The organism is Carnobacterium mobile DSM 4848 (assembly GCF_000744825.1).
Lineage (GTDB): Bacteria > Bacillota > Bacilli > Lactobacillales > Carnobacteriaceae > Carnobacterium_A > Carnobacterium_A mobile.
In genome coordinates this window covers 926834-939727 of record NZ_JQMR01000001.1, presented here as the reverse complement: position 1 = coordinate 939727, position 12894 = coordinate 926834, and the positions used below count along the sequence as shown (strand labels likewise).

Genomic DNA, 12894 nt, shown 5'->3' with positions numbered 1-12894 from the left:
CTAATGGATAAAAAATTATTTGAATACAATGTAGACGAAACCTTCGAACTGTATTTATTGATTAAAGCTGCGGATATTCGAGTAGCAAAAAATGGAAAGAAATTCATTGCTTTTACTTTTCAAGATACGAGTGGACAAATGGATGGGAAATTTTGGGACGCTTCTGAAGAAGATATTGCAGCCTTAACTGCTGGAAATGTCGTAAAGCTTTCAGGGAAAAGAGAATTATACCAGGGGAAACCTCAAATCAAAATATTTAAAGTACGAGTAACGAAAGCAGGGGAACCCAATACACCTGATCTTTTCATAGAACGAGCTCCATTAAAAAAAGAAGACATGATGGAAGAAATCAATGAAACGCTTTTCGAAATCACTAATGCTAATATGAACCGAATTGTTCGTTATCTTTTAAATCAATATCAAAAAGATTTTTTTCAGTATCCAGCTGCAAAACGTTTTCACCATGCATTCATGGGAGGCTTAGCTTTTCATACGATTTCAATGTTGAGAATAGCGAAATCGATTGCAAATCAGTATGAGGATATTAACAAACCCCTGTTGTTTTCAGGAGTTATTTTACATGATTTAGGAAAAGTCATTGAATTATCTGGTCCTATTTCAACAGAATATACGCTAGAAGGAAATTTGATTGGGCATATCGTTATCCTAGATGAAGTTATTACAAAAGCTTGCCAAACACTTAAAATTGATGATAAAAGTGAAGATGTTATTTTGCTAAAACACATGATTTTAGCTCACCATGGGAAATTAGAGTATGGATCACCCGTTCAGCCAAAACTAAAAGAAGCAGAAATTCTATTTATGATCGACAATTTGGATGCTACGATCAATATGTTGGATGGAACGTTAAGCAGAACAGAGCCAGGAGCCTTTACTGAACGTATTTTTGGTTTAGACAATCGGATATTTTATAAGCCGCAGCTAAGTGAAAAAATCGATGAAGATTAAAAACAAAAGACCAACAGGAAATCGAGATTTCGATTTCCTATTGGTCTTTTACATGTTACTAGTATTATTTTTCAGAGCTTTCAGAATCAGCAGTACTTGAGTCAGTAGCTTTTGAATCTGAAGCTTTTGATTCTGTTGTACTTGATGAAGTATCGCTTGATTTTAAATAGCCATCCATTGCAGTAGAAAGGTCTTCATCATTAATCACTACATTAGCATCTTGCATAATAGTAGATAGTATTTCTTGAATTCCGGCACTATCAGCTAATTTTTCTTGAAGCAATTGGTCTTCAATTGTCTTACGTTCTTCTTTCAACGAACCTTTTTCTGGTTTTTTAACCATTTTAATGATGTGGTAACCATATTCAGATTTTACCGGTTCAGTTGTTATTTTTCCTTCATCTAGCTTAGCAGCTGCCTCTTCAAATTCTGGCACCATTTCTCCGGTAGAAAATGTCAATTCGCCACCATTTTCAGCAGTACCGGTGTCTGTTGAGTTTTCTTTTGCAAGCGTAGCAAAATCAGCACCATCATTTAATTGTTTAATCAAATCTTTTGCTTTATCTTCATCAGCAACAAGAATATGTGCAGCCGTCATTGGAGGCGTGTACGCATCATAAGCAGTTTGAATTTCTTCATCTGTAAATTTAGTGTGGTCCTTGACAGCAGCTTCAATCAATAAGTTTAAACGGATAGTGTCTTTGTATGAAGAATCAGTAAAGCCTGATGAAGCAAGGACATTTTTAAATACATCTGCTCCGCCATAAGATTCTTCTTGTTTTTTATATTCCGCGTTTACTTTTTTATCCGTAACAGTTTTTCCATATTTTTCGGTTAAGACATCTTTAATAATCAATTGTTGTAAAGTAGAAGAACCTGCAGTTGTTTTCATTGCTTCATATAATTCATCTTGTGAAATTTTACCAGCAGTTGTAGAAGCAACTGTATTGTCTGCACAACCAGCAATTGCCAAACCGGCTAAAACTGTTGCAGTTGTTAAAATAAGTTTTTTCATTATAAATATACACATCCATTTCTTTTTTTTCGCTGTTCAACATGTTTCCAATCACAAGTACTAATATACCACAACCATTTAAATAAAAAAAACAAAATCGAGCAAACCTCAATAAAGTCTTTTAAAAATCACAAAAAAAACATAAAATAATAAAAGATAAATAAAAAAAACGGACTGAATTGCTCATGCTCAATCCGTTCCGTTTTGTTTGTTTAGTTTTGAGAAGTTACTTCTTGGCTTAGATCTTCGACATCCTTAGATAATTTTTCAGCTTGTTCTTGAATTCGTCTCATCCGAGGTTCCGCCTGGTAAGTAAAATCTTCTACAGATTCAGTGACTTCTTCTGTAAACTCTTCTACTAAAGCTTTGCCTTCGTTTGTAAGAACTGAAACAGCATCTTTTAAGTCATTTACGCTTTTTGATACATCATCGACTAAAACAGTAGTATCATCAATATAATCTAGTAGCATTTCTCTATTTTGTTCACCAGAACGAGGGGTATTCAATAAAGTATACGCTCCGCCCACTAGTGAACCAAAAATAAGTCCTTTTAAAAATTCTTTTGCCATGGTTATCCCTCCATTTTTTCTTTAATTGATGCAGCAATTGCATCTAATTCAGCAGCTGTGTATTTCTCTGAATGATCACCAAACATGATACTAAAATCATCTCTCACAGTGTAGCGCGGTAACAAATGAATGTGACTATGAAAAACAGACTGATACGCTACCGATCCATTGTTGCTCATAATGTTCATTCCCGTAATTGCTGGGTTAGACTGTTCAATGGCTCGTGCGATTTTAGGAATACGAGAAAAAACAGATGCTGCCATTTCTTCATCATATTCAAAAATATCCCTTACATGCTTTTTTGGAACGACTAAAGTATGTCCAGGCGTTACTTGTGTTAAATCAAGGAAGGCAACAACTTCTTCATCTTCATAAACTTTACGACTTGGGATCTCATTATTGATAATTTTACAAAAAATACAATCTGTCACGGAATGCCCTTCTTTCTTATTAAGATTTAGTTAGCAAATGTGTTAATCTATTCAATCAGTTCATCTTTCCATTTTAAGGATTATAAGTCTTCATAATAAATGTATCACAAAAATTAAATAAAGTGAAACGGTAACAAACAGAGAAACGAGAAAGCTTCTCTTATTATAGTATGGTACAATAAAAAAACAAGTAAAGAAAATGAGGGGGAGAGAGTGTTAATGAGTTTAAAAGTCTCGCATGTTACAGGAGGTTATAGTCAAATACCTGTTTTAAAAGATGTTTCTTTTGAAGTAAATGACGGAGAGCTGATTGGGTTAATTGGCCTTAATGGAGCAGGAAAAAGTACGATTATCAAACACATTATCGGCTTAATGAACCCATCTAAAGGAGAAATCAAACTAGATGGACAGACCCTAAAAGAAAACATTACTGCTTATCGAAAAAAAATCGGTTATATACCTGAAACACCTATTCTTTATGAAGAATTAACGTTACGGGAACACATTGAAATTACAGGAATGGCTTATGATATACCTGCAGATATTGCTTTTTCAAGGGCAGAGAAATTGCTGAAAAAATTTCGATTAGAAAAAAAGCTAGATTGGTTTCCAGCCAATTTTTCTAAAGGTATGAAACAAAAAGTTATGATTTTGTGTGCATTTTTGATTGAGCCCAGTCTATATATTATTGATGAACCTTTTGTTGGTCTAGACCCGCTAGGAATCAATGCATTATTGGAGTTGATGAATGAGATGAAACGCCAGGGAGCTTCTATACTAATGTCTACGCATATTTTAGCCACCGCCGAAAGACAATGCGACCGGTTTGTTTTGCTTCATGAAGGCGTCATTCGTGCTGAAGGGACTTTAGAAGATTTAAGAGCTGCCTTTGATATGCCGCTTGCTACATTAGATGAGATCTATCTTCAGTTGACTCAAGAAGAGGATGTTCAAGTATGATGAATAACTTATGGAAAAAAAGAGTTGCGCAACACCAAAAAAAAATGATGCGGTATTTAAAATATGTTCTGAATGATCATTTTGTTATTGTTTGTTTATTTTTAGTAGGTGCATTAGGATACGTTTATTCTGAGTCTTTAAAAAGTCTGCCAGAAAATTTTCATTATGCAAAGTGGATAGCAGTTGTTGTTTTTACAGGGATGCTTTTTATTGGAAAGTTAGCTACTCTTCTCCAATCTGCGGATACAGTTTTTTTGCTTCCGAAAGAAAAAGAATTGAAAGGTTATTTGCATTTAGCTAAACGATATAGTTTTTTATTACCTATTATCGTGATTCTTCTAGGAACAGGAATCACGATGCCGTTGTTAGTAGCAGCTGAGGCATTTAATTTTGCAGATATGCTTTATTTTGTAGTATACTTGTTCTTGATGAAAAATAATGAATTTGATATTCAAGGCTTTTGTATGCGCCTGTCCTCCTCAACAGCCAGACGAAAAATAAAGTTTTTGTTTTTTATTGCTGCATTGGTCGGCAGTATCTTACTAGTTTTCGTGTCGCCGTTTTTAGGAATTTTGTATGCTGTTCTTTTGCAATTTGGATGGTATAGATACGAACTGACTTTATCTGAAGGTTTACCGTATCAATGGCAACAAATGGTTACACAAGAGAGCCAACGAGTTCAGCGTATTTATCAATTTATCAATTTATTTACAGATGTGCCAATTTTAAAAAGTAGTACAAAGAGGCGCCGTTACATGGATGTTTTCTTGAAAAATAGTAAAAAAGAGCACAAAAATACGTTCCACTACCTTTATACGCGTGCTTTTATACGTGGAACAGAATATAGCGGACTTTTTTTTCGATTGGCTCTAATAGCAATAGGATTGACTGTATTTGTTAAGCCGTTTTTACTGAATTTGTTTTTAGCAGTAGTATTTTTATACTTAACTGGTTTTCAATTAGCACCATTGTATTTTCATTTTGATAATAATGCAGTAACTGTCTTATATCCAGTTGATCAGAATCAAAAACTTAAAGCCATAAAAAAAACAATTCTCGTTATATTGATCGGTGAAAGCTGCGGTATTGGAATTGCGGCTTTATTTGTTTTTACATTATCAGAAAGCCTAGCTTTTATTATTTTAATGTTTTTATTCTGCATTTTTTTCAGTTACTTTTATCTGCCAAAAAGAATAAAGAAGATGGAAAAGACACGTTATTTTTAAACTAAAAGAACAGGCAGCTGATTTTTGTATTCACAAAGGTAATAAAAATAAAAAACTAACACATGTATTATTAATTTAAGCGGAAGAGGCGGAAACATGAAAGTTATTTGGAATAATCAACTTGTTGAACGAGATACTGTTGTCATTGATATGGAAGACAGAGGGTATCAATTTGCTGATGGTCTTTATGAAGTGATTCGGGCTTACAATGGGACTTTTTTTACGCTAGATGAACACATAGATCGTTTGTTTAAGGGAGCAGAAAAGATTGACTTGATTTTACCTTTTACAAAACCAGAACTAAAAAACTTGTTACACGAATTGATAAAAGTCAATCAACTTTCTACAGGAAATGTTTACTTACAAGTAACTAGAGGAATTGCGAGTCCCAGAAACCATGGGTATCCCGATTTGGCAGTTACTGCTCCAGTAGTTACGGCAACGACAACCAATGTTCCACGAGACAAAGAAAAAATGGAAAAAGGGATCACTGCCATTACTCTTCCGGATACGCGTTGGTTGCATTGTGATATAAAATCTATTAGTTTGTTAGGAAATATCATGGCTAAGCATGAGGCGCATAAACTAGGAAAAGATGAGTCAATTCTTCACCGTGAAGGAAATGTAACAGAATGTTCTTCTTCCAATCTATCAATAATTAAAGATGGAGTGCTTTATTCTCATCCTGACGGGAACCTGATTTTGCCAGGTATAACAAAATTGGTCTTGTTAAAAGTCGCTAGAAAAGCAGGAATTCCCGTAAGAGAAGAAGTATTCACTCTTGAACAATTAAAAGAGGCTGATGAGGTTTTTGCTTCCAGCACAACCATGGAAGCCATGCCGGTAATTGAAATTGATGGAGTACCAATAGGTAACGGTCAATGCGGACCTGTTGTAAAAAGACTGCAGGAACTCTATACTAGTGCAGTAGAGGCACAATGTGGTAAGATTAATTGAGCGGACAAAATTTAATCGGAAACAATTAAATTGATGAGATTTTTATAGAAACGCGATTCTTGGTACTCAAGAATCAGCGTTTTTTAACTGATTATAAAAAGGGAGTGACTTTATGGAAAGTCAGATAGAAAAAGAACCTATGCAATTGAAACAAATTATTTCGATTTTAGGTGTTATTATAATGGGAACATTCGTTACTATTCTAAATCAAACTTTGATGAGCACAGCGTTGCCCAGTATTATGCGAGAATTTTCGATTACTCCAAATCAAGGACAATGGTTAACGACTGCTTACATGTTGATTAACGGAATCATGGTGCCTATCACAGCTTACTTAGTCAATCGTTTTACAACTCGGCAACTCTACCTTTTCGCAATGAGCGTTTTTTCAATTGGTACATTTGTTGCAGCTACTTCTCAAGTCTATAGTGTTTTAATTATGGGACGAATGATACAAGCAGTAGGAGCAGGAATTGTTTTACCTTTACAAATGATTGTTGTGCTCTATATGTTCCCGATTGAAAAACGCGGAGCCGCAATGGGACTGATCGGTTTGGCAATGAATTTTGCGCCTGCTATCGGTCCGACTTTTTCAGGCTGGGTAGTCCAAAATTACCATTGGAACATGATTTTTTATTTTATTTTACCCTTTGCAATTTTAGATGTTATCGTTGCTTTCTTTGTATTGAAAAATGTAGGAGAACTAAGTCGGCCGCGTCTAGATTGGCTTAGTGTCATTTACTCAACAGTTGGTTTTGGCGGCTTGTTGTTTGGTTTCAGTAATGCTTCTTCAAATCCGTTTTTCAGTATAAATGTAGCTCTGGCAATAGCTGTTGGAGCGGCAGCCATCATTTTGCTGGTTAGAAGGAGTAATAAGATCGACTCTCCATTATTGGATTTTAAAGTCTTTAGCTATCGAGGATACCGTCTGAATTTAATGATTTCTTTTGTTATTACAGCGGGCTTATACGGAGCGATCATTCTATTGCCGATTTACTTCCAAACTATTCGAGGATTATCACCCATGCAATCAGGGATGGTTTTACTTCCGGGATCCATTATCATTGCTGTAATGAGCCCGGTTACTGGTCGGCTTTTTGATAAATACGGCGGCAAGAAATTAGCCGTAATCGGTTTATTGTTAATCACGACAACAACGTTACTATTTGGCTTTGTTGATTTAAAAACAACGATCAAAACACTGGTGATTTTACAAATGTTCCGTTCATTAGGTTTTTCTTTAACTTTAATGCCGCTGCAAACAGCTGCATTCAATGCGGTACCACTTACAATGGCACCAGATGCTTCAGCAATGTTCAATACGCAGCGTCAACTAGCAGGATCAATGGGGACAGCGTTATTTGTAGTAGTGATGACATTAGCTTCAAATAGTAATGCTGCTAAGGCCTTGCACTCAACTCAATTAGCTGACTTAGCTGGTTTTCAAGCGGTCTTTCTCTTAGTCGGAGTTTTCTCATTCATCGCGTTGATCATGACTTTCTTTATCAGAGAAAATCCTATTATTCCAGATAACATTACTACACATACTAAGTAACTAAATTAAAAATGCTCAAAAAAGCTTGCAGAAGGCATTATCTTTCTGCAAGCTTTTAAATTAGCTTTTTCCTTCTTTTCTTAAATGAGCTACGGCTGACTAAGAAGACGTGGGAGTTTAGCATAAGAAAAAGTAAACGCAGCTTAAAAAGGATCGGATTCAAAATGAATAATCAAAAAAGAACGTATATGCGCTTGACGGAATTAAAAATTCTATCTAAAATAGAAAAGAACAGAATGATAGATGTCTTTTGTGATATCTGTCTTTTTTTGTCTACAGGGAAAAGTAGTTGAATATAAAACAGGGAATGATAGGGTATGGATTTTGAAATTGATTCTGGATGGAAGTTGCATCCAGTTGGTGGTGATACAGGACAGGCATATATGGGGATCAGAGCAGAGGAAAAGCTTTTTTTGAAGCGGAATTCTTCGCCTTTTTTAGCTGCGCTTTCTGTTGAAGGCATTACTCCACGATTAATTTGGACGAAACGTATTGGAAATGGAGATGTTTTAACAGCACAAGAATGGTTAAACGGTCGAACTCTTAAAAGCAAAGAAATGTCATCTCCTGAAGTTGCACAACTACTCAGCCGTATTCATACTTCCGAGCCATTAAGAAGAATGCTTGCGCGCGTAGGTGGAGAAGAAGTAACTCCTCAGCGCCTGCTTCAAGAATATGAAAATGATTTACCGCATGACTTAAAAATTCACCCATTATTGAATGACATTCTACTTAAATTAAAAAGTGAAGTTGGCATGATGAAAACTGTTACGCCAAGAGTTTGTCATGGTGACATCTACCAAAAAAACTGGTTGTTATCTGATCAAAATAGATTGTACTTAGTTGACTGGGACTCAGCTATGTTAGCTGACCCGGCAATGGATTTAAGTATGTTGCTTTTTCAATATGTGGAAAGAGAAGATTGGCCTGGCTGGTTAGAACACTACGGAGTCACAGTCACTGACGAACTGATCAAACGTGTGACGTGGTATGCTGCCATGAATTATTTAGCTCAAACTAAACGACATCATCACGAAGCACGATTTTACGAAATGAATCAAGACATTTTAAAATTACAGACGCTTCATCAATTAGCAAAAGATGAGAATAATTAGGATCCTCTTCGTGATTCAGAAGAGGGTCCTAATTATTTAGCGTGATCTGAGGAAAAGAAAAACGAAATAGGATAGGAGAATAAACATGCGATTAAGAAAGAAGCCAGGTGCACCAGCTAAAATAGCTGAATATTCACAGTATATTGCCAATACACCTGAAGAATGGGTTGGAAGATGGCATGAACGGTTTAAGAATTCTCACCCGATTCATATAGAAGTAGGAACAGGTAAAGGACGTTTTATAACTGAAATGGCTAAGCAACATCCTGAAATTAATTATATTGGAGTTGAACTCCAAGAAAGTGTAATAGTAGTTGCGTTAGATAAGCTGATTGAAACAGCATTGCCAAATCTACAGTTATTACACGTGAACGGTGGTTCGTTAACACAGTATTTTGCTAAAGGAGAAGTAGATCAAATTTATTTAAATTTCTCAGATCCTTGGCCGAAAAAGCGACATGAAAAGCGTCGCCTAACGTACCCTTCGTTTTTAACGAATTATGAAGAAGTACTTGTTCCGGAAGGCGAAATCCATTTTAAAACAGATAATCAAGGGTTATTTGAATACTCATTAACTAGCTTCTCTAAGTATGGCATGATTTTAGAACAAGTGTGGTTAAATCTACATGAAAGTGATTTTGAAGGAAATATCATGACAGAGTACGAGGAAAAATTTTCTAACCGTGGTCAGCGTATTTATCGAGTAGTGGCAAAGTTTCCTAAAAGAGGGTAAAAAAAAGCTGAAAAGGCTTCTTTAAAAGAAACCTTTTCAGCTTTTCTTACTGAGTAGGGTATTATAATTTTTTTGCATTCAATGTCTAGCGGGACAAGCCTGCCTCTCGGAAATTAGATAAATAAGGGCCTAAAGTCTCGCTATGCGAGCTTGTCCCGTTTTTCTTACTTCATTAAATGCGATAGATATCTAAAATACTGCCAGAATAAGCATCGGCAATAAACTCATATTGGACTAACTGATCTTCTTCCATTCTGGAAATTCCGCCGTAGTAAACATCTGTTTTGAGAGCAAATTTTTGAAGAGGTACTTTCTTTAATTCGATCCAAGACCCTTCGATCGGACCTTCTTTTAAAAATAATTTTTTTACATCTGTTAAAATGTGATCGCCATTGATGGCTTTATTTTTTTGAATGTACCGGCTCAAAAAATAACCGCAAGCTATGCCTGCACCGAACAAAAACCCACTGGCTGCTGTATAACTCGTTACTTTTTTATCTATATTTATCATGTTATCCCGCCCTTTCAAGCAGCTTATTGTCTTCCAATCAGTATACTACTTATTGAAAAAAAAGTCTTCTATCTTAAATTTTAAGGATAAGTAAGGTATAATAACAATGGAAGCAATTATCATGAGAAGGGAGATCATAAAAGTAAGAAGGACTTTTATGAATACATAAGTAATGGAAAATAATACATTTGAACTGATTAAAAAAATGACAGAACTACAAGGGACCAGTGGTTTTGAACACCGGGTCCGTGAAGAAATGCGTAAGCAATTAACTCCTTTAGTTGATGAAGTAAGACAAGATGGACTAGGCGGAATATTTGGTATTCGAAAAAGCAAAGCAGAAAATGCTCCAAGAATCATGGTAGCGGCTCATATGGATGAAGTTGGGTTTATGTTAGCTCGTATTACTGAGCAAGGGTTATTCAATGTGGTTCCTCTGGGCGGATGGAACCCTTATGTTGTTTCAGCTCAACGGTTTACTTTGCAAACAGCCAAAGGAGACTATCCCTGCGTTTCTTCTTCTGTCCCACCACATTTATTAAGAGGAAAAGACGGTAAAACCGGAAAAATAGAAATCAGCGATATTCTTTTTGATGCAGGATTTGATTCTAAAGAAGAAGCTGAAGCCTTCGGTGTTCGACCTGGCGATACAATTGTGCCAGATGTTGAAACGGTTAAAATGGCTAATGGGAAAAAAATACTAGGGAAAGCTTGGGATAATCGTTATGGAACGACAGTAGTGATAGAAGCATTAAAAGAACTGGCTGGCGAAGAGTTGCCTAATACGTTGATTGCAGGAGCAAATGTTCAAGAAGAAGTAGGTTTACGGGGAACTAAAGGAGCTGTTCACCAATTCAAACCAGATTTGTTTTTCGCTGTCGATTGTTCAGCAGCAGATGACTTAACAGGTGATAAAGCAAGCTACGGTCATTTAGGAGAAGGTTTTTTACTTAGAATCCAAGATCCTGGAATGATCACATTAAAAGGAATGCGTGAATTTTTATTAGATACAGCGGAAACAAACCATATTCCTTACCAGTATTTTGTTTCAAAAGGCGGAACAGATGCTGGAGCAGCTCAATTAATGAATAATGGCGTTCCGAGTGCTGTGATTGGAGTTTGTGCTCGGTATATACACACTCATCAAACCGTTTTTCATATTGATGATTATGCAGCAGCTAAAGAGATGGTCTTACAAATTGCACGTACTTTGGACCGCAGCACATTTGAAACAATTATGAAAAATAATTAATCAGACAGGAAGCGATAGCGATGCAAAAATTAACAACAATTGAGGAATTTCATTCTTTAACTACAGAAGAAAAAGTTATTTTTTTCTTTACAGCGGATTGGTGCAGCGATTGTAATTTTATTAAACCCTTTATACCAGAGATAGTCGAAGACCATCCAGAAATCCAGTTTATTGAAGTGGATCGAGATCAGTTTCTTGACTTATGTGGAGATTTAGCTGTTTTTGGTATTCCTAGTTTTATTGCTTTCGAAAATGGACACGAAGTAGGACGTTTTGTCAGTAAAGACCGCAAAACAAAAACAGAAATTGAAGCTTTTATTCAATCTTTAGACAACCTTGAATAAAAGTCGATGAAAGTATTAAGGAGATGAGAAGATGGAAACAACTATACAACAGTATGCTCACGTTCTAGTGGCGGTCGATGGAAGCGAGTCAGCTAAAGAGGCTTTTGAAAAAGCTGTTTTAATTGCTAAAAGAAACAATAGTGAGTTGATCATTGCGCACGTCATTGATTCAAGTTCTTATAATATGGGAATTGAAAGTGCCAATTTTGATGTTATTGAATTTGATGCGGCTGAAATGGAAAACTTATTGATTGAATATCAAGACAAAGCAGCTGAAGCTAAAGTACGATCAGTTAAAACTGAATTATTTAAAGGGTCTCCAAAATTATTATTAACTCAAGAAATTCCAGAAAAATACCATGCAGACTTAATCATCGTGGGAAGCACAGGGTTAAATATGATTGAACGCTGGATGATTGGAAGCGTAAGCGAATATATTATTCGACATGCTCCTTGCGATGTGCTAGTTGTTAGAAATACTGAAAAGGATGATAAAAACAGATGATAATTAGTAGTTATAACAGAAACGGTGTTGGCGATACGCTAATGATTATGACAGGTAACAGTGTGTTCTCAGAACAAAACTCTGAAACAAAAGGGAATGTTACTCGTATTTTCAAAGAAGAGACAAAAGAAACAGTAGGATACAACTTTTTTACTATTTCAGAGCTCATAAAAATTGAGGGGAAAGGGTCCATTACATTATCTGCAGATCAAGTAGCCCGTTTAAATGAACACCTGTTAAGTGTTGGTTTTGATGAGCAGCTTGAAGCAGATGAAGAACCTAAGTTTGTTGTCGGTGATGTCAAAGAGTGCAAACCACATCCAAATTCCGATCATTTATCGATTACGCAGATTGAAATAGATGACCAGCAGGTTGTGCAAATCGTCTGCGGAGCCTCCAATATTGCTGCAGGGCAAAAAGTTGTTGTGGCTAAAGTCGGAGCGATGATGCCAAATGGATTAGTCATTTGGGATGGAGAATTGAGAGGCGAACCAAGTCATGGTATGGTTTGTTCAGCCAAAGAATTAGGAATAGAAGCTGAAACAACTAAAAAAGGAATTTTAGTTTTAGATGAAAATGCTGTAACAGGTTCAGCGTTCAAAACTAAATAATAGTCTAAGAAGAGATAAAGGGAGTAAGAAAAATCTTACCCTCTTTATTTCTTTTTGTTTAAAACTTGCTTTTTAGCTAGCTGTTTGAGATTAGCTCTATAAGGATAGAGTAATCTGTGTTAAACTAAAACACGAATACCA

General features: G+C 35.8%; 15 protein-coding genes. 11 read left to right on the top strand and 4 right to left on the bottom strand.

Annotated elements, in window-relative coordinates; genetic code table 11:
• Positions 1-3 precede the first annotated feature (3 nt).
• Positions 4-969 (top strand): 3'-5' exoribonuclease YhaM family protein, encoded by a 966-nt coding sequence (locus BR87_RS04260; protein ID WP_035029116.1) that lies wholly within the window; start codon positions 4-6, stop codon positions 967-969.
• Positions 970-1033: 64 nt separating this feature from the next.
• Here BR87_RS04260 and BR87_RS04255 read toward each other — a convergent pair whose 3' ends face one another.
• From BR87_RS04255 to BR87_RS04245, 3 genes are all read right to left on the bottom strand, one after another.
• Positions 1034-1984, bottom strand: coding sequence for a peptidylprolyl isomerase (locus BR87_RS04255; protein ID WP_035029113.1), 951 nt, complete (start codon positions 1982-1984; stop codon positions 1034-1036).
• Positions 1985-2196: 212 nt separating this feature from the next.
• On the bottom strand, positions 2197-2553 hold the full coding sequence (locus BR87_RS04250; protein ID WP_035029110.1) for a YtxH domain-containing protein: 357 nt from the start codon (positions 2551-2553) through the stop codon (positions 2197-2199).
• Positions 2554-2555: 2 nt separating this feature from the next.
• A complete protein-coding gene (locus BR87_RS04245) occupies positions 2556-2984 on the bottom strand; it encodes an HIT family protein (RefSeq protein ID WP_035029106.1) in 429 nt (142 codons plus the stop codon).
• A gap of 219 nt (positions 2985-3203) precedes the next feature.
• On the opposite strand from BR87_RS04245, the gene BR87_RS04240 reads away from it, so the two are divergent.
• The 6 genes from BR87_RS04240 (at position 3204) to trmB (ending at position 9530) form a co-directional block, all read left to right on the top strand.
• Positions 3204-3944, top strand: a complete 741-nt coding sequence (locus BR87_RS04240; RefSeq protein ID WP_035029103.1) for an ABC transporter ATP-binding protein — start codon at positions 3204-3206, stop codon at positions 3942-3944.
• Positions 3941-5170, top strand: a complete 1230-nt coding sequence (locus tag BR87_RS04235; RefSeq protein ID WP_051929656.1) for an ABC transporter permease — start codon at positions 3941-3943, stop codon at positions 5168-5170. Before BR87_RS04240 ends, BR87_RS04235 begins: the two co-directional genes overlap by 4 nt.
• 96 nt (positions 5171-5266) lie before the next feature.
• The gene (gene dat / locus BR87_RS04230) at positions 5267-6127 is read left to right on the top strand and encodes a D-amino-acid transaminase (RefSeq protein ID WP_035029100.1); all 861 of its coding nucleotides are present in this window, start codon (positions 5267-5269) and stop codon (positions 6125-6127) included.
• 112 nt (positions 6128-6239) lie between these two features.
• A complete protein-coding gene (locus BR87_RS04225; protein ID WP_226799470.1) occupies positions 6240-7682 on the top strand; it encodes an MDR family MFS transporter in 1443 nt (480 codons plus the stop codon).
• Positions 7683-7999: 317 nt separating this feature from the next.
• Positions 8000-8797 carry a phosphotransferase family protein gene (locus BR87_RS04220; RefSeq protein WP_035029098.1) on the top strand — a complete coding sequence of 266 codons (798 nt, stop codon included), beginning with the start codon at positions 8000-8002 and terminating at the stop codon, positions 8795-8797.
• A gap of 85 nt (positions 8798-8882) precedes the next feature.
• Positions 8883-9530, top strand: coding sequence for a tRNA (guanosine(46)-N7)-methyltransferase TrmB (gene trmB / locus BR87_RS04215; RefSeq protein WP_035029095.1), 648 nt, complete (start codon positions 8883-8885; stop codon positions 9528-9530).
• Positions 9531-9702: 172 nt separating this feature from the next.
• Here the strand turns inward: trmB and BR87_RS04210 are convergent, their stop codons facing one another.
• Positions 9703-10041 (bottom strand): PepSY domain-containing protein, encoded by a 339-nt coding sequence (locus BR87_RS04210; RefSeq protein ID WP_035029092.1) that lies wholly within the window; start codon positions 10039-10041, stop codon positions 9703-9705.
• Positions 10042-10213: 172 nt separating this feature from the next.
• Here BR87_RS04210 and pepA point away from each other — a divergent pair, with 172 nt between their 5' ends.
• From pepA to ytpR, 4 genes are read left to right on the top strand one after another with little or no spacing between them, the layout of a single operon-like run.
• Positions 10214-11293, top strand: coding sequence for a glutamyl aminopeptidase (gene pepA, locus BR87_RS04205; protein ID WP_035029089.1), 1080 nt, complete (start codon positions 10214-10216; stop codon positions 11291-11293).
• Positions 11294-11313: 20 nt separating this feature from the next.
• Positions 11314-11637, top strand: a complete 324-nt coding sequence (locus BR87_RS04200) for a thioredoxin family protein (RefSeq protein WP_035029085.1) — start codon at positions 11314-11316, stop codon at positions 11635-11637.
• A gap of 31 nt (positions 11638-11668) precedes the next feature.
• Positions 11669-12142: a universal stress protein gene (locus BR87_RS04195; RefSeq protein WP_035029082.1), complete on the top strand. Its 474-nt coding sequence runs from the start codon at positions 11669-11671 to the stop codon at positions 12140-12142.
• Positions 12142-12753, top strand: coding sequence for a YtpR family tRNA-binding protein (ytpR, locus tag BR87_RS04190; protein ID WP_035032787.1), 612 nt, complete (start codon positions 12142-12144; stop codon positions 12751-12753). The genes BR87_RS04195 and ytpR overlap by 1 nt, the downstream gene beginning before the upstream one ends.
• Positions 12754-12894 lie beyond the last annotated feature (141 nt).

Excerpts from the sequence above, each read along its gene's own strand:
- BR87_RS04260 (WP_035029116.1), top strand. The coding sequence starts at position 4 with ATGGATAAAAAATTATTTGAATACAATGTAGACGAAACCTTCGAACTG.
- BR87_RS04255 (WP_035029113.1), bottom strand. The coding sequence starts at position 1,984 with ATGAAAAAACTTATTTTAACAACTGCAACAGTTTTAGCCGGTTTGGCA.
- BR87_RS04250 (WP_035029110.1), bottom strand. The coding sequence starts at position 2,553 with ATGGCAAAAGAATTTTTAAAAGGACTTATTTTTGGTTCACTAGTGGGC.
- BR87_RS04240 (WP_035029103.1), top strand. The coding sequence starts at position 3,204 with ATGAGTTTAAAAGTCTCGCATGTTACAGGAGGTTATAGTCAAATACCT.
- BR87_RS04235 (WP_051929656.1), top strand. The coding sequence starts at position 3,941 with ATGATGAATAACTTATGGAAAAAAAGAGTTGCGCAACACCAAAAAAAA.
- dat (WP_035029100.1), top strand. The coding sequence starts at position 5,267 with ATGAAAGTTATTTGGAATAATCAACTTGTTGAACGAGATACTGTTGTC.
- BR87_RS04225 (WP_226799470.1), top strand. The coding sequence starts at position 6,240 with ATGGAAAGTCAGATAGAAAAAGAACCTATGCAATTGAAACAAATTATT.
- BR87_RS04220 (WP_035029098.1), top strand. The coding sequence starts at position 8,000 with ATGGATTTTGAAATTGATTCTGGATGGAAGTTGCATCCAGTTGGTGGT.
- trmB (WP_035029095.1), top strand. The coding sequence starts at position 8,883 with ATGCGATTAAGAAAGAAGCCAGGTGCACCAGCTAAAATAGCTGAATAT.
- BR87_RS04210 (WP_035029092.1), bottom strand. The coding sequence starts at position 10,041 with ATGATAAATATAGATAAAAAAGTAACGAGTTATACAGCAGCCAGTGGG.
- pepA (WP_035029089.1), top strand. The coding sequence starts at position 10,214 with ATGGAAAATAATACATTTGAACTGATTAAAAAAATGACAGAACTACAA.
- BR87_RS04200 (WP_035029085.1), top strand. The coding sequence starts at position 11,314 with ATGCAAAAATTAACAACAATTGAGGAATTTCATTCTTTAACTACAGAA.
- BR87_RS04195 (WP_035029082.1), top strand. The coding sequence starts at position 11,669 with ATGGAAACAACTATACAACAGTATGCTCACGTTCTAGTGGCGGTCGAT.